Raw genomic sequence first — 17,735 nt, forward strand, 5'->3', positions numbered from 1 at the left:
ATAGGCATCCCAGCCAGCGTGTCGGTGAAGTGCTGATTTTAAACGCGTGCAATCTACACGATGCCTGCAGGAGAATTCATCATGAAAAAGACAAATCCGAACGAATAAGCCCAAAGAATGCTTCGAGGCAGCTTTTTGGAGCTTCCCCTTCAGTATTAACGGAACTCAACGATCAGGCGAAGAGCCTCGTCCAAGCCAGGTCTTAGGGGGCCGGTGCCAGTGGCGTTTGAGCCCATTGACTCCATGTTGCCTCCCACCCTCTGTCATGGCTTGCTTGTGGCACAAGGACACATTGGGAGAGGGGGGAGCCAAGCGCCTGTTGGTAACTGTCGGCCAAGCTGGCCGGGATGATCGGGTCTGCTGCTCCAATGAAATGACGCTGGGGTAGCGAGGCGAGCCGATCGCGATAGTCCAGCGGATCCAATGAGCCCTCGAGTGGCGACAAGCCTTTCATCCTTGCCCACAGATGTGGACTGAGGTTGCCAGCGAGGCTTTGCACCTGGGTAACGTCGTTGCGCTGCGCCGCCAACAGCAAGGCGAGGGCGGCGCCACCTGAATACCCCACCAGTTCGAATTCCCTGTTGGCATATCGCTGCTTCAACTGGTCCAGCGCGTGGCTGAGGCGGGTAACCACCTCACTGGAGAATCGTCGATGGGTCCAGAGGGAGGATTGGCAGGCAGCGGCCATGATGAACTGGCAGGGGCGTGCCAAATACACATTCGGGGTTGGATCATTGAGCGCCAGCCGTGGCACCAGCAGATTGTGTGGGCTCGGGTCCAGGCTGGGTTGAGTGGCCGTCGACCAGGCGTGACCATCGCCTTCCAGGTAGACACGCAGGCGGGTCATCTTTTCTGCAGGGTGCGGCGCTAGCATGACGAGCGGGTAAGTGTGGCCCGGGAGCACCTGTAATGGTCGGCCGTGCTCTTCGCCCAGTTGTTGCAGCGCCTCGCGCGGCGATTGGCAGGCGATCAAAAGCGCGCTGAGCATTAGCATCCAGATGCTATGCAGGCTGGTCGATAGCCACCGACAGCAAGCGTATCTGCTCACCCAGGGTCACAACACATGAGGCAAAGTCTCGTATCGCAGCGTACGGGGACGGTGCGTGATAGTGCAGGTGCCTTGGTTGAATTGCTAGCCTGAGTAGTTATTTTCGGCGCGGTGTCCTGTCCCGGCTGCGGTGGCCAGGGTGTCCTGCCCGTCAGCCGTTGCGACAACACTTCACTTAATCTTTCCTATTTGCAGGTGTATCGTATTCGCCCTTCATCGCCAGCCGCAGTTGGCGGACTGATTGTGCAAAACACGAGGTACCCGCACCGATGTCCTTTACCCGTCGACAAATGCTCAAGGGCCTGACCGGCCTCGTGGTGGTAGGCCTGGGCGCCGGAGGCGCGGCACGCTACTGGTTGGGCAAGGTCGAGGACGACAACGCCGGGCACGACTACGAGCTGATCGCCGCGCCCCTGGACGTCGAGCTGGTGCCGGGTTTCAAGACCGAGGCCTGGGCCTTCGGCCCGTCGGCGCCGGGTACCGAGCTGCGGGTGCGCCAGGGCACCTGGCTGCGGGTGCGCTTCATCAACCGTCTGCCGGTCGAGACCACCATCCACTGGCACGGCATCCGCCTGCCGCTGGAGATGGACGGTGTGCCCTATGTCTCGCAATTGCCGGTCAAGCCGGGCGAATACTTCGACTACAAGTTCAAGGTGCCGGATGCCGGCAGCTACTGGTATCACCCGCATGTCAGCAGCTCCGAGGAGCTGGGCCGCGGCCTGGTCGGGCCGCTGATCGTCGAGGAACGCGAGCCCACGGGCTTCCGGCATGAGCGCACCCTGAGCCTGAAGAACTGGCACGTGGACGAGCAGGGCGCCTGGCTGCCATTCAGCATCCCCCGCGAGGCGGCCCGCAACGGCACGGCTGGGCGCCTGATCACCATCAACGGCCAGGCTGACTCGGTTACCGAGCTGCCGGCCGGGCAGGTGGTGCGGGTACGGCTGCTGAACCTGGACAACACCTGGACTTACCGCTTGAACCTCAAGGGCAACTGCGAGGCGATGATCTACGCCCTCGATGGCAACCCGATCACTCCGCGGCCGCTGGACGACGAGTACTGGCTCGGGCCGGGCATGCGCATCTGCCTGGCGATCCGCATCCCCGAGGCGGGTGAAGAGATCTCCCTGCGTGATGGCTTCGTGCGCCTGGGCACCTTGCGCTCGGTGGCCAGCAGCGAGGCGCCCGGCGACTGGCCCAAGGCCCTGCCGCCGAACCCGGTGGCCGAGCCGGACCTGGAGAACGCCGAGAAGCTCAACTTCAATTTCGAATGGGTCGGCAAGGTCTCGGTGAACACCGAGAACGGCAAGCCGCCGAGCCTGTGGCAGATCAACGGCCAGGCCTGGGACATCACCGACAAGACCTGCGCCGATCGGCCGATCGCCACGCTGCAGAAGGGCAAGAGCTACATCCTCGAGCTGAAGAACATGACCCAGTACCAGCACCCGATCCACCTGCATGGCATGAGTTTCAAGGTGATCGCCTCCAATCGGCGCAAGATCGTCGAGCCGTGGTTCACCGACACCTACCTGCTGGGCAAGAACGAACGGGCGCAGGTGGCGCTGGTGGCGGACAACCCGGGTACCTGGATGTTCCACTGCCACGTCATCGACCACATGGAAACCGGCCTGATGGCCGCGATCGCGGTGGTCTGATGCGACCGCAGATCATCGATCGCAGCCGCGACCAGGAGTTCATGCGCCTGGCCCTGGAACTGGCGGCCCAGGGTGCCGCCATGGGCGAGGTGCCGGTGGGCGCGGTACTGGTGCAGCATGGCCAGGTGATCGGCCAGGGCTTCAACCGGCCGATCATCGACAGCGACCCCAGCGCCCACGCCGAAATGGTGGCGATCCGCGCTGCGGCCAAGTCCGCCAGCAACTACCGGTTGCCGGGCAGTACCCTGTACGTGACCCTGGAGCCATGCAGCATGTGCGCGGGGCTGATCGTCCATTCGCGGGTGGCGCGGGTGGTCTACGGGGCGCTGGAGCCCAAGGCGGGGATCGTGCAGAGCCAGGGGCAGTTCTTCAGCCAGGGGTTTCTCAACCATCGGGTGATGGTGGAGGGCGGGGTGATGGCGCAGGAGTGCGGACAGATTCTCAGCGATTTCTTCAGGGCCCGCAGATCAAGAAAAGGTACTTAATCTATAGAACCCTGGGAAGAACACTTATCGTTTATTTGTCATTGCTTATTTTAACTTTCCTAAATGTGATAGAAATTCTGCGTGATCTAAGGAAGTCTTTTTCATACTTTCTTTGAGGTATTTCATGAGTCCACTCATAGCGCGCAGGACCATCGAGCACGGTAGCGCTACGTTGCTTGAGCATTATGTCAGCTTTTTGACTGCCCTTTCTGAATATCATTTGCCAGCTTTCTAGCAAGCTTATGGTAATTACTGGGCCTTTGAAGCAATCAATGCAGTCAATGTGGCGGCTAATGCCCTGCTGTAAAATATACTCATTAATAATTACTTGGTCGGCCAATTCGGGCATTAACCCTTCTATAACCAGTCTATGGGCAAGATCTTGTGCCCAGTCTGGCAGTGGGCCGAGGTAAGCTGACGGCGAGATGCCCCGGGCTCTGTAGTCGTATTTCCAACCGTAATGTTGGACGCGCCTTTTTAATTCGGTTGACCATGGTGAATTATTAATTGTATTTACAAGATGTCGCTCCTGTTCTTCGCTGATGAAGTCAGGTACGGATCTTAGCCCTGCTACAGGAAAGTCTGAAGGCTCCTGTGTTGAGGTGGGCGCGGTACTAGTTGGTAGAGGGTCTAATTTATCTAAAGGCCCAGGAAGTCTGTTATCTACCGTGGCAGTAGCAATCCAGTGTTTGAAAATGTCTTTGTCCAGTCGTTTCACTATTGAAGTGGGGTCGCTGAATGGTAAGTAAAATTCCCCGCGAACGACCAGGCTTCTGTTGGTGCGAGGCTTACCAGTTTCCAGTTTAATTCTGCCTGAGCCCTGTATTGCGTTACGGCCGTTTTTGATCTTGATCGCTTGGAATAATGCTTCTGGGCAATGAGAGTGAGCGATCTCGATGGCTTGATTTTGAATGTCTGGTGAATCGAGATCGGCAGCGTACCATCGGCCTCGACGACCTAGTTTTTTTTCCGCCCAGACATGTGAGTCAGATAAAAGTAGCGCCTTATTGTTCTCTGTTTTTAGAGCTAATATCTGTGCTGGAGCAGAGGGCCACGCAATTTTTTTCTTGGTCGCCAAAGTCCATGTCTGTATGTCGATTAGCTTGCGGCTGCTTGAATTGTTGCGAAAACGGATATCGAGGTTTCGGTAACCATTAAGCAAGCCCGAAAGAATTGCGCCGCTCCAGAGTACGGAAGGAGGAAGTAGTGGTAGAGTAGAGCGCCAGGTAGTAAATTGTTCTGGTCTTGGACGCAGCAAGATCAGTTGTAAAATGAACCCCATTGGGTCATTTTGGATGATTGCAGTGTCTATTACTTTTTTGTTATCTAGTATCGCGCTTGTGCAATGAAGTAATTCGTCCAGAGATTCAGGAGGCACGCCTAGACGACGCGCCTCGTCGCAAACCTGTTCCAATACCTCGTGGGGTCTCCATGCTTCACGTATTTTTACGCGTGCGAACACCGTAAGCATTGCTCGCCATAAAAGCACGGAGCGCTCCTGCGTTTTTTGCGCAGGGCCAGAAATTAGATACCTCCAAGGAGTGTCTAGAAGCCAAGGGGCATCAGTGTCGGCTACTTTTCTAGGGCGGCTTGGTCTATCAGGCTTGCTGAGCATTTTGCAGAGCATGCTCAGCCAGGAAGAAATTGTCGGTACGCTCCATGTTGCCATAGCAGCAGCACCACGCAGGGCGTTCCATAGCTCGGGCGGTCTGAGGGTTTGCTCAAACTTGGGAGGAAGTGATGCTGGCACATGTTGGAAATGCTCTACCATCACGAGCTGCTCGTCGAGCGCAATATTCGCGAAACCATTAGCCATGGCCGTGATATGAGCTTTCCTTTCCTCTGTGGTTACGCTGAAGCGTTTTACAGAGAATAGAGGAAGGGGGCCTGGCCAGATGATTTGCTTATCGTTTGGCTGAATTGAAGAGCGTTTTGCCTTGATCCACTTGCCCTTGCGCAAAATTAAAATCTGCGTGTCCGGAAGCTCGTAGGGATCGATCCAGGCTAAGATATCGGTTGATGGAGTCTCTGTCGTGATTGGAGCTAAGACCCCAAGGCTCAACAAAGTGTCGCTGGACCGAACGGGCCACCATTCTTCTGCCAAAAAGCTCAACCATTCCCTGTGGTCAATGTTCAAGGCAAGCAGTAGTGGTGACGCAGAGGACGTCACCCGACGAGGATCTCTTGCAAGATCTTGATCTTCGAAAAGAGGAAGCGTTTCAGGAGAGGGGGCCTGAGTCATCGTATGAGTAGCTTATCGTCGGGAAGGTTGGCAAGTTCAGCCTGCGTCATTGGGCGGGGGCCGTCTAGCAAAATCAGATCATTTTTTGCTCTGGCGCAGAGCATGTACATTCTGCGGCATGCTTCGACAGTCAGCTTCGACGCAGATTGGTGAAGATCTTGCAGGTAGACGCAGTCGAACTCAAGCCCAATGACGGACTCGCTGGTGAGGATGGTGATGCCAGGGCTCAGTAAGCTAATACCGTGCTCCGCATCCGGTTCTGCCTCGCTGGTGTAAGTGTCGATGCGTGTGTCTATGGGAAGCGCTTGGCTAAGCAGGGAATGCAGGTGCTCGACGTCCCGTGTGCGACGGACCACCACACCGATGGATTGGTTTTGGTTGAGGTATCGAATGTGAACGTCTTGAGCAACTGTGGTCCAGTCGGTGAACCGCTCCAGTCGAGGTACTGTACCGCTGTGGCCTAGTTCGACATTCCCGGGAGCAACGACCTGTGAACGGTGGAAAAACTGGGCGAGCATCGCGATTTCTCGCGTATTTCGGTGATTGTTATGTAGGTGCATAGGGCGCGGCATTGGGGCATTTAGGATATCCTGAATGGTAGACCGCTCATTTAGGTCTGTTGTCTGAGCTTCGTCAGCGAAAACTGTAATATATCTAGCTCCGTGCTTTACAAGCCATGGATAGAAACCATGTGGAAGGTTCTGACCTTCATCAACGATGATATGATCATATCGTGGTGATGTAGGGCGGGCGTCGTAATCAGAGATGATAGTGGCCCAGTCGAAAACGTAACCTTGTTTTGGAATGTCACCTTGTAAGCGGTAGCGATAGTCTCCAGGAACAAACTTGTGCATAGTGCTGACATCGATCGTCCTGTCTCCGAGTTGGGTCGCAAGGGCAGTCAACATTCGGTTTTTCGTGATTATCAGAGTCTTTTTTTTCATCCGCAGGAGCATTTGTGCGCGGTGGACAGCTAAGGTTGTTTTACCTGAGCCAGGGGGGCCAACAACGAAAAGGTTCTCGTGGGGGCTTGCATCGTAAATGTCAAGCTGCTCTGGGATGAGGTCATCATATTGCGGGAGTTGCATTGCGCTGACACCTAAAAGCTGGCGGGTTTATAGAAAAGCGCGTAGTGCACCGAACGGGTCTTATTTCTGTGTGCTATGTGCGTTTGGTCGTCGGCCGGGCAGCGAAAACCAGCCTCCTCTAGCTGCTCTTTGAAGGCAGGGAATTTTTGCCCGGCGAGTGGGTGAGTTGTATTTGTGTAGAGGAGTAATGAGGGGCCGCGGCTGAATGTATCAGCAATATTCACGATTGATTTGACCAGAGGTTCGACTTCAATCGTACTGCTTGCGAGAAGGTAGGAGGCAACAAATATCTTTGGGTTTATCCTTGCGCCTATGGGGGGCTCGATGTCATCTAAACTTTCATAAAAATTGAACGTAGAGTAGCGACTGAGGGCGTTCATATCCTGAGCGCATTGCGCGATCTCTCTTCCTAATTCACGCATCGACTCATATAGGTCAATACCGTGGTAGGTTATTACATGCCGTTGATCAAGCGCGGTTGCAAGGGAGAGGCCTGCTGTGAATGGTCCACAGCCAATGTCGTATACGTAAGGGTCGCAAATAGTGCTATGTGCAGAGAACAACTGGCCGAAAGCTTCATCAAGCTCAGTCAGGTGACCAGGTTGGTTAAGCAGTGCGTAGAGGCGTGCTTTATCTATACCACTGAGGTTTCTATAGGGTTTGTCAAAGTCTGCTTGTCCAAACCGTATGGCTTCCCGGAATACGTCACTGATAGTGTAACCTAGCAAATTGCCATCAGTGGAGCGAGGGTCTAGATGAATGGGGTCTCGTACGACCTTCTGCAAAGCATTCTCACGCCAGTCGGCGATAACATTCACTTGTTCAAGTCCTTATGCCCGGTCAGCCGTCAGTGGCGCCAATCGGAATAAGTACTGTGAAAATAGCGATATGTCAATATGCCAGTATTCGAGGCGGATTCGTTTACATCGGCGGCGACTGCTCCGCCGGCTTGTCCTTGTTCACTGCGGGCACATGCAGATTACCCTCGGCCACCTGGCCCTCGAGCTGCGGCTGCGTGACCCAGGTGAGGATGTCGTAGTAGCGGCGGATGTTGGCCACGAAATGTACCGGCTCGCCGCCGCGGGCGTAGCCGTATTTGGTCTTGCTGTACCACTGCTTCTGCGACAGGCGCGGTAGCATCTTTTTCACGTCCAGCCACTTGTTCGGGTTCAGGCCTTCGCGCCTGGCCAGGGTGCGGGCGTCTTCCAGGTGGCCGCTGCCGACGTTGTAGGCGGCCAGGGCGAACCAGGTGCGGTCCGGCTCCTTGATGCTGTCGTCGAGCTGGTCCTTGACCAGCATGAAGTACTTGGCGCCGCCCTGGATGCTCTGCTTGGGGTCCAGGCGGTTGGACACGCCCATGGCCTGGGCGGTGCGCTGGGTCAGCATCATCAGGCCGCGCACGCCGGTCTTGGAGGTGACCTCCGGCTGCCACATCGACTCCTGGTAGCCGATCGCGGCGAGCAGGCGCCAGTCGACCTGCTCGACCTTGGAGCTGGTCTTGAAGTGCTTCTCGTACTTGGGCAGGCGCTGCTGCAGGTGCTGGGCGAAGGTGTAGGCACCGACGTAGCCGAGGACATCGACGTGGCCGTAGTAACGGTCCTTCAGGCGCTGCAGGGTGCCGTTCTTCTGCGACTTGTCGAGAAACTCGTTGATCTCGTTGAGCAGGCTGTTGTCTTCGCCGGCGGCCACCGCCCAGCGCTGGTCGCGGGTGTCGCCCAGGTCGAAGGCCACGCGCACGTTGGGGAAGTACACCTGGTTCATGGCCAGCTCGTTGGAATCGACCAGGGTCAGGTCGATCTGGCCCTCGTCGACCATGCGCAGCAGGTCGACCACCTCGACGGCGTCGGACTCCTCGTACTCCAGCCCCGGGTTCTGCTTTTTCAGCTCGGCGAGCTGGTCGGCGTGGCTGCTGCCCTTGAGCACCATGATCTTCTTGCCCACCAGGCCCTTGGCGCTGGTCGGCCGCGAGCGGCCATTGCGGTAGATGACCTGCGGGGTCACCTCGAGGTAAGGGTGGGAGAACTTCGCCTGGGTGGCGCGGCGCTCGCTGCTGACCAGGCCGGCGGCGGCCAGCACCGGGCCGGACGGCTTGCCCAGCTGGTCGAACAGCTCGTCGAGGTTGTCGGCGGTCTCGATCTCCAGCTTCACGCCCAGGTCGTCGGCGAAGCGCTTGACCAGTTCGTATTCGAAACCGGTTTCGCCGTTGCGGTCCTGGAAGTAGGTGGCCGGGCTGTTGCGGGTAATCACGCGCAATACGCCATCCTCCTTGACGCGTTCGAGGGTGCTGGGTTTTTCAACGCAGGCACCGAGCATCAGGAAGAGTCCGGTTGCGAGGAGCCATCTGGCGCATCGCTGGCGCAAAGCAGTGTGGGCGAACATAGGGTGCAGTATACGCAAAGGACCGGCGGCGCCATATCTCGACAATATGTGGCTTGTCTGGTAGCACGTCGCTGTGCCTGCGACAGGGCGCAGCAGGTCGTGGGAGCGGGCTTGCCCCGCGATTCGCCTGTTCAGGCAATCTCTTTGCCGGCAGGTGTCATCGCGGGGCAAGCCCGCTCCCACGATGAAATGCCCTGGATTTTTTTGACCCGAAAGTCCGGTTCCACCGCCCGGCAGCATTGGCTTTGAGCGGGTGCCGAAAGCCTGCGAATTAGGCTAGAATGCACGGCCTCTAAGCACACCCCTTCCTGAGGCTGTCCCGACGATGTTGATCCTGCGCGGCGCTCCTGCCCTTTCTGCCTTTCGCCACGGTAAATTACTCGAGCAACTGAGCCAGAAAGTCCCCGCTGTTACTGGTTTGTATGCCGAATTCGCCCACTTCGCCGACGTCGACGGCGAGCTGACCGCCGACCAGCAGCAGGTGCTGGGCCGTCTGCTCAAGTACGGCCCGAGCGTACCGGTGCAGGAGCCAGCCGGCCGCCTGTTCCTGGTCGTGCCGCGCCTGGGCACCATCTCGCCCTGGGCATCCAAGGCCAGCGACATCGCCCACAACTGCGGCCTGCAGTCGATCCAGCGCCTGGAGCGCGGCATCGCCTACTACGTCGCCGGTAACATTTCCGACGCCGACGCCCAGGTGCTTGCCGCCGAGCTGCACGACCGCATGACCCAGCGCGTGCTGGCCAAGCTGGAAGACGCCGCCGACCTGTTCAGCCACGCCCAGCCCAAGCCGATGACCTCTGTGGACATCCTCGCCGGTGGCCGCGCCGCCCTGGCGCAGGCCAACATCGACCTGGGCCTGGCCCTGGCCGAGGACGAGATCGACTACCTGGTCAACGCCTTCCAGAACCTTGCGCGCAACCCGAACGACATCGAACTGATGATGTTCGCCCAGGCCAACTCCGAACACTGCCGCCACAAGATCTTCAACGCCAGCTGGGACATCGACGGCCAGGCGCAGGAGAAGAGCCTGTTCGGCATGATCAAGAACACCTACCAGATGCACAGCGAAGGCGTGCTGTCTGCGTACAAGGACAACGCCTCGGTGATCGTCGGCAGCGTCGCCGGCCGCTTCTTCCCGAACCCTGAGACCCGCCAGTACGGCGCGGTACAGGAGCCGGTGCACATCCTGATGAAGGTCGAGACCCACAACCACCCGACCGCCATCGCCCCGTTCTCCGGCGCCTCCACCGGCTCCGGCGGCGAGATCCGCGACGAAGGCGCCACCGGCCGTGGCGCCAAGCCCAAGGCCGGCCTGACCGGCTTCACCGTATCCAACCTGCGTATCCCGGGCTTCGAGCAGCCATGGGAGAAGCCGTACGGCAAACCTGAGCGCATCGTCGACGCCCTCGACATCATGATCGAAGGCCCACTGGGCGGCGCCGCGTTCAACAACGAATTCGGCCGTCCGGCGCTGACCGGCTACTTCCGTACCTTCGAGCAGGGTATCAACACCCCGCACGGTGAAGAAGTCCGTGGCTACCACAAGCCGATCATGCTCGCCGGCGGCATGGGCAACATTCGTGAAGATCACGTGCAGAAGGGCGAGATCACCGTCGGCGCCAAGCTGATCGTGCTCGGTGGCCCGGCCATGCTGATCGGCCTGGGCGGCGGCGCCGCCTCGTCGGTCGCCACCGGCGCCAGCTCGGCTGACCTGGACTTCGCCTCGGTACAGCGCGAAAACCCGGAAATGGAACGCCGTTGCCAGGAGGTCATCGACCGCTGCTGGCAGCTGGGCGACAAGAACCCGATCGCCTTCATCCACGACGTCGGCGCCGGCGGCATCTCCAACGCCTTCCCGGAGCTGGTCAACGACGGTGGCCGCGGTGGCCGCTTCGAACTGCGCAACGTGCCCAACGACGAGCCGGGCATGGCCCCGCACGAGATCTGGTCCAACGAATCGCAGGAGCGCTACGTGCTGGCGGTCAGCGCCGAGGACTTCGAGCGCTTCCAGGCCATCTGCGAGCGTGAGCGTTGCCCGTTCGCGGTCGTGGGCGAGGCCACCGAAGAGAAGCACCTCACCGTCACCGACAGCCACTTCGACAACACCCCGGTGGACATGCCGCTGGACGTGCTGCTGGGCAAGCCGCCGCGCATGCACCGCTCGGTCACCCGCGAAGCGGAGCTGGGCGATGAGTTCGACCCGAGCACCCTGGAACTCAAGGATTCGGTCGAGCGCGTCCTGCGTCACCCGGCCGTGGCCAGCAAGAGCTTCCTGATCACCATCGGCGACCGCACCATCACCGGCCTTGTGGCCCGCGACCAGATGGTCGGCCCGTGGCAGGTACCGGTGGCCGACTGCGCCGTCACCGCCACCAGCTTCGACGTCTACACCGGTGAAGCCATGGCCATGGGCGAGCGCACACCGCTGGCCCTGCTCGACGCCCCGGCGTCCGGGCGCATGGCGATCGGCGAGACCCTGACCAACCTGGCGGCCTCGCGCATCGAGAAGCTGTCCGACATCAAACTGTCGGCCAACTGGATGTCCGCCGCCGGCCACCCGGGTGAAGACGCCCGTCTGTACGACACCGTCAAGGCCGTCGGCATGGAACTGTGCCCGGAGCTGGGCATCACCATTCCGGTCGGTAAAGACTCGATGTCGATGAAGACCCAGTGGAGCGAAGCGGGCGAGCAGAAGAGCGTCACCTCGCCGATGTCGCTGATCATCACCGGCTTCGCCCCGGTCACCGACATCCGCAAGACCCTGACCCCGCAACTGCGCATGGACAAGGGCGAAACCGACCTGATCCTGATCGACCTGGGCCGTGGCAAGAACCGCATGGGCGCCTCGATCCTGGCGCAGACCCACGGCAAGCTGGCCGCCCAGGCGCCGGACGTCGATGACGCCGAGGACCTCAAGGCGTTCTTCGCCGTGATCCAGGGCCTGAACGAAGACGGCCACCTGCTGGCCTACCACGACCGTTCCGACGGCGGCCTGCTGACCACCGTGCTGGAAATGGCCTTCGCCGGCCACTGTGGCCTGGAGCTGGAACTGGGCAACCTGACCAGCAAGCGCGAGAAAGTCGCGGCCATCCTCTTCAACGAAGAGCTGGGCGCGGTGATCCAGGTCCGTCAGGACGCCACGCCGGATGTGCTGGCGCAGTTCAGCGCCGCTGGCCTGGGTGAGGATTGCGTCGCCGTGATCGGCCAGCCGATCAACAACGGTGAAGTACTGATCAACTTCGAAGGCGAAGAGCTGTTCAACGGCGATCGCCGCCTGCTGCAGCGCCAGTGGGCCGAAACCAGCTATCAGGTCCAGCGCCTGCGCGACAACGCCGACTGCGCCGACCAGGAATTCGACGCCCTGCTCGAAGAAGACAACCCGGGCCTGTCGGTCAAGCTGGGCTACGACGTCAACGACGACATCGCCGCGCCTTACATCAAGAAAGGCGTGCGTCCGCAAGTGGCGATCCTGCGCGAGCAGGGCGTCAACGGCCAGGTCGAGATGGCTGCCGCCTTCGACCGCGCAGGCTTCGCTGCGGTCGACGTGCACATGAGCGACATCCTGTCTGGCCGTGTCGACTTCGAAGCCTTCAAAGGTCTGGTGGCCTGCGGCGGCTTCTCCTACGGCGACGTGCTGGGCGCCGGTGAAGGCTGGGCCAAGTCGGCGTTGTTCAACGCCCGTGCCCGCGACACCTTCCAGGCCTTCTTCGAGCGTACCGACAGCTTCGCCCTGGGCGTGTGCAACGGTTGCCAGATGATGTCCAACCTGCACGAGCTGATCCCGGGCACCGAGTACTGGCCGCACTTCGTGCGCAACCGCTCGGAGCAGTTCGAGGCGCGCGTGGCCATGGTCGAGGTGCAGAAGTCCAACTCGATCTTCCTGCAGGGCATGGCCGGTTCGCGCATGCCGATCGCCATCGCCCACGGTGAAGGCCATGCCGAATTCACCAGCGAAGAGGCACTGCTGGAAGCCGACCTGTCCGGTTGCGTGGCCCTGCGCTACGTCGACAACCACGGCAAGGTCACCGAAGCCTACCCGGCCAACCCGAACGGCTCGCCGCGTGGGATCACTGGCCTGACCAGCCGCGACGGCCGCGTGACCATCATGATGCCGCACCCGGAGCGGATGTTCCGCGCCGTGCAGAACTCCTGGCGCCCGGATGAGTGGCAGGAAGACGCGGCCCTGATGCGCATGTTCCGCAATGCGCGGGTGTGGGTGAACTAAGGGTGTACAAGCTCGCCTTCTTCGTCCCCGACAGCCATGTCGAGGTGGTCAAGGCCGCCGTGTTCGCCGCTGGTGGCGGACGCATCGGCGACTACGACCACTGCGCCTGGCAGACCCTCGGCCAGGGTCAGTTCCGCCCGTTGGACGGCAGCCAGCCGTACCTCGGGCAGACCGGCCAGGTCGAGGTGGTCGAGGAGTGGAAGGTGGAGCTGGTGGTGGCTGATGCGCTGATCGCCCAGGTGGTCGCCGCGCTCAAGCAGAGCCACCCGTATGAAACGCCGGCTTATGAGGTCTGGCCGCTGGCTGACTTCTAGAACGGCGTTGAATGACATCGCGGGGCAAGCCCGCTCCCACAAGGTATCAACAGGCCTTGTGGGAGCGGGCTTGCCCCGCGATGCTTTTCAGCCCTGTAAGGCAGTGCCCAGTGCTGGAGCCTTGCTGCCCACCAACAGATGCCACACCCCACCCGCCTGCGGACTCACTCCCTGGCAGCCCAAGGCGGCCAGGCGTTCCTGTTCTACCTTGGACTCATCCCTGACCCGTACCCGCACCCGGCTCGAGGCCACGCACTGGGCTTCCAGCAGATTGTCGCGCCCGCCCAGGGCCTGCAGCCATTCATCCGCGACGACCGTCTCGGTGACCACGGCGGCCTTCTCGACAACCGGTGCCGCCACCCGCGCATGGGGCAGTTCCCCGCGAATCTCGTCGGCCAGTGCATCGGCCATCGGCCCCACCACCACCTGCAGGCTGCCACCGGTACCGGGGCGTACCACGGCGAGGGCGCCGAGGGCTTTCAGGTCCTGGTCGCGGGCCAGGTTACGGTCGGCCAGTACCAGGCGCAGGCGCGTGGTGCAGGCATCCACGCCCTGCAGGTTGGCCGCGCCGCCGAGGGCGTCGATGTAGCGCCGGGCCCTTGGCGTATCGCTGCCCTCGGCCTGGCTGGCCACCTGTTCCTCGCGGCCGGGTGTCTTCAGGTCGAAACGGCGGATGCAGTAGTCGAACACGAAGTAGTAGACCAACCCATAGAGCACGCCCACGGGGAACACCAGCCAGCCGTTGCTCGAACGCCCCCAGCCCAGGGCCATGTCGATGCCGCCGCCGGAGAAGGTGAAGCCCAGGCGGATCCCCAGTAGGTCGCAGATGGCCATGGACAGCCCGGTCAGCAGTGCATGGATCAGGTACAGCAGCGGCGCGAGGAACATGAAGGCGAATTCGATCGGCTCGGTGACCCCGGTCAGCGCTGAGGTCAGCGCCATCGACAGCAGCACCCCGCCGATCAGTTTGCGCCGGGCCGGCAGGGCGTGGCGGTACATGGCCAGGCACGCGGCGGGCAAGCCGAAGATCATCACCGGGAACATGCCAGTCATGAACTGGCCGGCGTTCGGGTCGCCGGCGAAGAAGCGCGCCAGATCGCCGGTGACTACCTGGCCGCTGGCCGCCTGGAAGCTGCCGAAGACGAACCACACCAGGTTGTTGAGGATATGGTGCAGGCCGGTGATGATCAGCAGCCGGTTGAGCACGCCGAAGAAGAATGCGCCGATGCTGCCGCTCTCCAGCATCAGCTGGCCGAGTGCGTTGATGCCGTGCTGGATCGGCGGCCAGATCAGGCCGAACAGCAGCCCGAGGAACACCGCCGACACTCCGGTGGCGATCGGCACGAAGCGCCGGCCGCCGAAGAACGCCAGGTAGTCCGGCAGCTGGATGTCCTTGAAGCGGTTGTACAGGCCGCCGCCGAGCAGGCCGCAGATGATCCCGGCGAGCATGCCCATGTCGATCTTCGGATCGATCACCTTCAGCGTCGCCACCAGCACCAGGTAGCCGATGGCACCGGCCAGGCCCGCGGTGCCGTTGTTGTCGCGGGCGAAGCCCACGGCGATGCCGATGGCGAAGATCAGCGCCAGGTTGGCGAAGATCGCTTGGCCTGCGTCATGCACCAGGGCGATGTCGAGCAGGTCGGTGTCGCCGAGGCGCAGCAACAGGCCGGCGATGGGCAGGATGGCGATGGGCAGCATCAAGGCGCGGCCGAGCCGCTGCAGGCCCTGGATGAAGTGCTGGTACATGGTGCGCTCCGATTATTGTTGTAGGGCCACGGGGGCCGCGGGTTGGGCATGGGATTGCGCGGCGAAGTCGCGGCAGGCCTGGCGTACGGCGCCGGCGCTGGCCAGGCCCAGCAGGCCCTGGCTGAAGCGGCGGCAGGCGCTGGCGTCGAGCTGACGGACCAGGGCCTTGATCTCACCGATCTGTGGCGTGCTGACCGACAGCTCGGCCACGCCGAGGCCGACCAGCACCGGCGTGGCCAGCGGGTCGGAGGCCAGCGCGCCGCACACGCCGACCCAGCGGCCGTGTTTCGCCGCGCCCTGGCAGGTCAGCTCGATCAGGCGCAGCAGCGCCGGGTGCAGGGCATCGACCCGCGCCGCCAGCCCTGCATGGTCACGGTCCATGGCCAGGGTGTACTGGGACAGGTCGTTGGTGCCGATGGAGAAGAAGTCCGCGTGCTCGGCCAGGCGCTCGGCGAGCAGCGCCGCGGCCGGCACCTCGATCATCACCCCCAGTTCGGCGCGTGCCGTCACGCCCAGTTCGGCGGCCAGCCGGTCGAGGCGCTGGCGGATGGCGATCAGCTCGTCGACCTCGGTGACCATCGGCAGCATGATCCGGCAGCGCCGCTGCGGGCTGACCTGGAGCAGGGCGCGCAGTTGCTGGTCGAGCAGCTCCGGACGGACTTGGCCCAGGCGGATGCCGCGCAGGCCCAGCACCGGGTTGGCCTCGGCCGGCAGGGGCAGGTAGTCGAGCTGCTTGTCGCCGCCGACGTCGATGGTGCGGATGATCACCGGGCGCTCGGCCATGGCGTCGAGCACCGCCTGGTAGGCGTTGCGCTGCTCGGCCTCGTCCGGTGCGGTGGGGCGGTCGATGAACAGGAACTCGCTGCGCAGCAGGCCGATGCCGTCGGCGCCCAGAGCCAGGGCCTGGGCGGCCTCCTCGGCACTGGCCACGTTGGCCGCGACCTCGATCAACTGGCCATCGCGGGTACGCGCGCCTTGCTGCGCGGCGGCCTGCTGGCGCTGGCGGATTTCGCGGCGCTGCTGCAGGTGGCAGTGGACCTCGGCCAGGCGTTGCGGCGCGGCCTGGGTTTCCAGGCGGCCCTGGTCGGCGTCCAGCACCAGGGGCGTGCCGACGGGCAGGTCGAGCAGCGCTTCGCCCACGGCCACCAGGCATGGCAGGCCGCGGGCACGGGCGAGGATGGCGACGTGCGAGGTGGCGCCACCGGCGGCCATGCACAGCCCGGCGACATCGTGACGGGCGAGCAGCAGCAGGTCGGAGGGCGTCAGTTCGTGGGCGACGACGATGGCCGCCGGCGGCAGGCGCAGTTGCCGGGTTTCGCCGAGCAGGGCGCGCAGCACTCGCTGCTGCAGGTCATAGAGGTCGTTGGCGCGCTCGGCCAGCAACGGGTTGCCCAGGCTGCGCAGGACCTGGCACTGGGTCTCGATGGCGCGGCTCCAGGCATGGCTGGCGGCGACGCCGCCGGCGATATGCTGGCGGGCGTCGCCGAGCAGGGCCGGGTCGTCGAGCAGGGCCAGGTGGGCCTCGAGGATCGCCGCCGCGTCCTCCTGGCCGCGAGGCAGGTGCCGCCAGTCGCGGTCGATGGCATGGCGGACCTCGGCCAGGGCAGTGTTCAGCGCCTGGTGCTGCTCGGCGGGGTCGTTGTCGCCGCTGTCCGCCGGCAGGCTGATGCCGTCCAGGCGCGCCAGTGGCCCGAGGGCGAGGCCGGGGGCGGCGCAAACCCCGTTGAGCACGCCGGGCTCGGCATTGGGTTTGGGCGTGGCGACGCTTGTGGGGGCATGCGCGGCATGGCGTTCACCGACCGAGGCGGTCTGCACGGCGGCGATCAACGCCTGCAGCGCAGCCTGGCTGTCCGGCCCGGTGCAAATCAGTTCGACTTCGGCGCCTTCACCAACGCCCAGGCCCATGACCGCCACCAGGCTGGTGAGGTCGGCCTCGCGCTCGGCGAAACGCAGCACGGCATGGCTCTGGAAGCCTTGCGCGGTCTGGCGCAGCAGGGCGGCTGGGCGGGCGTGCAGACCGCCGTGATGAGCGACACGGGCATGACCGCGTGCACGCTCATGGCTGACCGGGCGTGCCTGCGCTTCGCTGCCTGTGGCCTCGACCTCCAGCAACGCCGCGCCCAGGCGCGAAGCGCCTGTGTCCAGTCGCGTCAGGCCAAAGCCCGGGCCATTGCTGACCAGCATCACGGTGACCAGGCTGACGCAGTGCTGCGCCACCAGGTCCATGTCGAAGCGCACCAGCGGTTGACCCAGGGTCACCTGGTCGCCCAGCGCCACCAGCGGCGAGAAGCCGCGCCCCTGCAACTGCACGGTGTCGACACCGATATGCAAGAGGACTTCCGCGCCGTTGGCCGCGCGCAGGGTCAGCGCATGGCCGGTGCGGGCCAGTTGCACCACTTCGCCCGCGCAGGGCGCGTGCAGCACGTCGTTCAACGGGTCGATGGCGACGCCGTCGCCCAGGGTACCGCTGCTGAACACCGGGTCCGGTACCTGGTCCAGCGGTACCTGCGGTCCGGCGAGCGGGGCATGGAGGATGATCTTGTTATTGTCGGGCAT

11 protein-coding genes are annotated in these 17,735 nt (G+C 62.4%); 4 read left to right on the forward strand and 7 right to left on the reverse strand.

Annotation, left to right across the window (positions count from 1 at the left end; all coding sequences use genetic code 11):
• Window positions 1-202 precede the first annotated feature (202 nt).
• On the reverse strand, window positions 203-988 hold the full coding sequence (locus HU751_RS08355; RefSeq protein WP_186734084.1) for an alpha/beta hydrolase: 786 nt from the start codon (window positions 986-988) through the stop codon (window positions 203-205).
• 329 nt (window positions 989-1,317) lie between these two features.
• On the opposite strand from HU751_RS08355, the gene HU751_RS08360 reads away from it, so the two are divergent.
• Window positions 1,318-2,700, forward strand: coding sequence for a multicopper oxidase family protein (locus tag HU751_RS08360; protein WP_186734083.1), 1,383 nt, complete (start codon window positions 1,318-1,320; stop codon window positions 2,698-2,700).
• Window positions 2,700-3,185, forward strand: coding sequence for a tRNA adenosine(34) deaminase TadA (gene tadA / locus HU751_RS08365; protein ID WP_186734082.1), 486 nt, complete (start codon window positions 2,700-2,702; stop codon window positions 3,183-3,185). The genes HU751_RS08360 and tadA overlap by 1 nt, the downstream gene beginning before the upstream one ends.
• 31 nt (window positions 3,186-3,216) lie before the next feature.
• Here the strand turns inward: tadA and HU751_RS08370 are convergent, their stop codons facing one another.
• From HU751_RS08370 to mltF, 4 genes are all read right to left on the reverse strand, one after another.
• Entirely contained in the window at window positions 3,217-5,427 is a 2,211-nt protein-coding gene (locus HU751_RS08370; RefSeq protein WP_202892801.1) for an alpha-ketoglutarate-dependent dioxygenase AlkB, read from the reverse strand.
• Window positions 5,424-6,515 (reverse strand): AAA family ATPase, encoded by a 1,092-nt coding sequence (locus HU751_RS08375; protein ID WP_186734081.1) that lies wholly within the window; start codon window positions 6,513-6,515, stop codon window positions 5,424-5,426. Before HU751_RS08375 ends, HU751_RS08370 begins: the two co-directional genes overlap by 4 nt.
• A gap of 11 nt (window positions 6,516-6,526) precedes the next feature.
• The gene (locus tag HU751_RS08380) at window positions 6,527-7,333 is read right to left on the reverse strand and encodes a class I SAM-dependent methyltransferase (protein WP_186734080.1); all 807 of its coding nucleotides are present in this window, start codon (window positions 7,331-7,333) and stop codon (window positions 6,527-6,529) included.
• Between the two features lie 103 nt (window positions 7,334-7,436).
• Window positions 7,437-8,894, reverse strand: a complete 1,458-nt coding sequence (mltF, locus tag HU751_RS08385; RefSeq protein ID WP_186734079.1) for a membrane-bound lytic murein transglycosylase MltF — start codon at window positions 8,892-8,894, stop codon at window positions 7,437-7,439.
• Between the two features lie 325 nt (window positions 8,895-9,219).
• Between mltF and purL the strand changes: the two genes are divergently transcribed.
• Both purL and HU751_RS08395 read left to right on the forward strand, forming a co-directional pair.
• Entirely contained in the window at window positions 9,220-13,119 is a 3,900-nt protein-coding gene (gene purL / locus HU751_RS08390) for a phosphoribosylformylglycinamidine synthase (RefSeq protein ID WP_186734078.1), read from the forward strand.
• Window positions 13,120-13,121: 2 nt separating this feature from the next.
• Window positions 13,122-13,433: a YqfO family protein gene (locus HU751_RS08395; RefSeq protein WP_050704166.1), complete on the forward strand. Its 312-nt coding sequence runs from the start codon at window positions 13,122-13,124 to the stop codon at window positions 13,431-13,433.
• Window positions 13,434-13,520: 87 nt separating this feature from the next.
• Here the strand turns inward: HU751_RS08395 and nagE are convergent, their stop codons facing one another.
• A complete protein-coding gene (gene nagE / locus HU751_RS08400; protein ID WP_186734077.1) occupies window positions 13,521-15,179 on the reverse strand; it encodes an N-acetylglucosamine-specific PTS transporter subunit IIBC in 1,659 nt (552 codons plus the stop codon).
• A gap of 12 nt (window positions 15,180-15,191) precedes the next feature.
• The gene (gene ptsP / locus HU751_RS08405) at window positions 15,192-17,735 is read right to left on the reverse strand and encodes a phosphoenolpyruvate--protein phosphotransferase (RefSeq protein ID WP_186734076.1); all 2,544 of its coding nucleotides are present in this window, start codon (window positions 17,733-17,735) and stop codon (window positions 15,192-15,194) included.

This window comes from Pseudomonas peradeniyensis, assembly GCF_014268935.2.
GTDB classification, from domain to species: Bacteria; Pseudomonadota; Gammaproteobacteria; order Pseudomonadales; family Pseudomonadaceae; genus Aquipseudomonas; species Aquipseudomonas peradeniyensis.

Coding starts and splice junctions, on each gene's coding strand:
- HU751_RS08355 (WP_186734084.1), bottom strand. CDS start 988: ATGCTCAGCGCGCTTTTGATCGCCTGCCAATCGCCGCGCGAGGCGCTG.
- HU751_RS08360 (WP_186734083.1), top strand. CDS start 1,318: ATGTCCTTTACCCGTCGACAAATGCTCAAGGGCCTGACCGGCCTCGTG.
- tadA (WP_186734082.1), top strand. CDS start 2,700: ATGCGACCGCAGATCATCGATCGCAGCCGCGACCAGGAGTTCATGCGC.
- HU751_RS08370 (WP_202892801.1), bottom strand. CDS start 5,427: ATGACTCAGGCCCCCTCTCCTGAAACGCTTCCTCTTTTCGAAGATCAA.
- HU751_RS08375 (WP_186734081.1), bottom strand. CDS start 6,515: ATGCAACTCCCGCAATATGATGACCTCATCCCAGAGCAGCTTGACATT.
- mltF (WP_186734079.1), bottom strand. CDS start 8,894: ATGTTCGCCCACACTGCTTTGCGCCAGCGATGCGCCAGATGGCTCCTC.
- purL (WP_186734078.1), top strand. CDS start 9,220: ATGTTGATCCTGCGCGGCGCTCCTGCCCTTTCTGCCTTTCGCCACGGT.
- nagE (WP_186734077.1), bottom strand. CDS start 15,179: ATGTACCAGCACTTCATCCAGGGCCTGCAGCGGCTCGGCCGCGCCTTG.
- ptsP (WP_186734076.1), bottom strand. CDS start 17,735: ATGCCCGACAATAACAAGATCATCCTCCATGCCCCGCTCGCCGGACCG.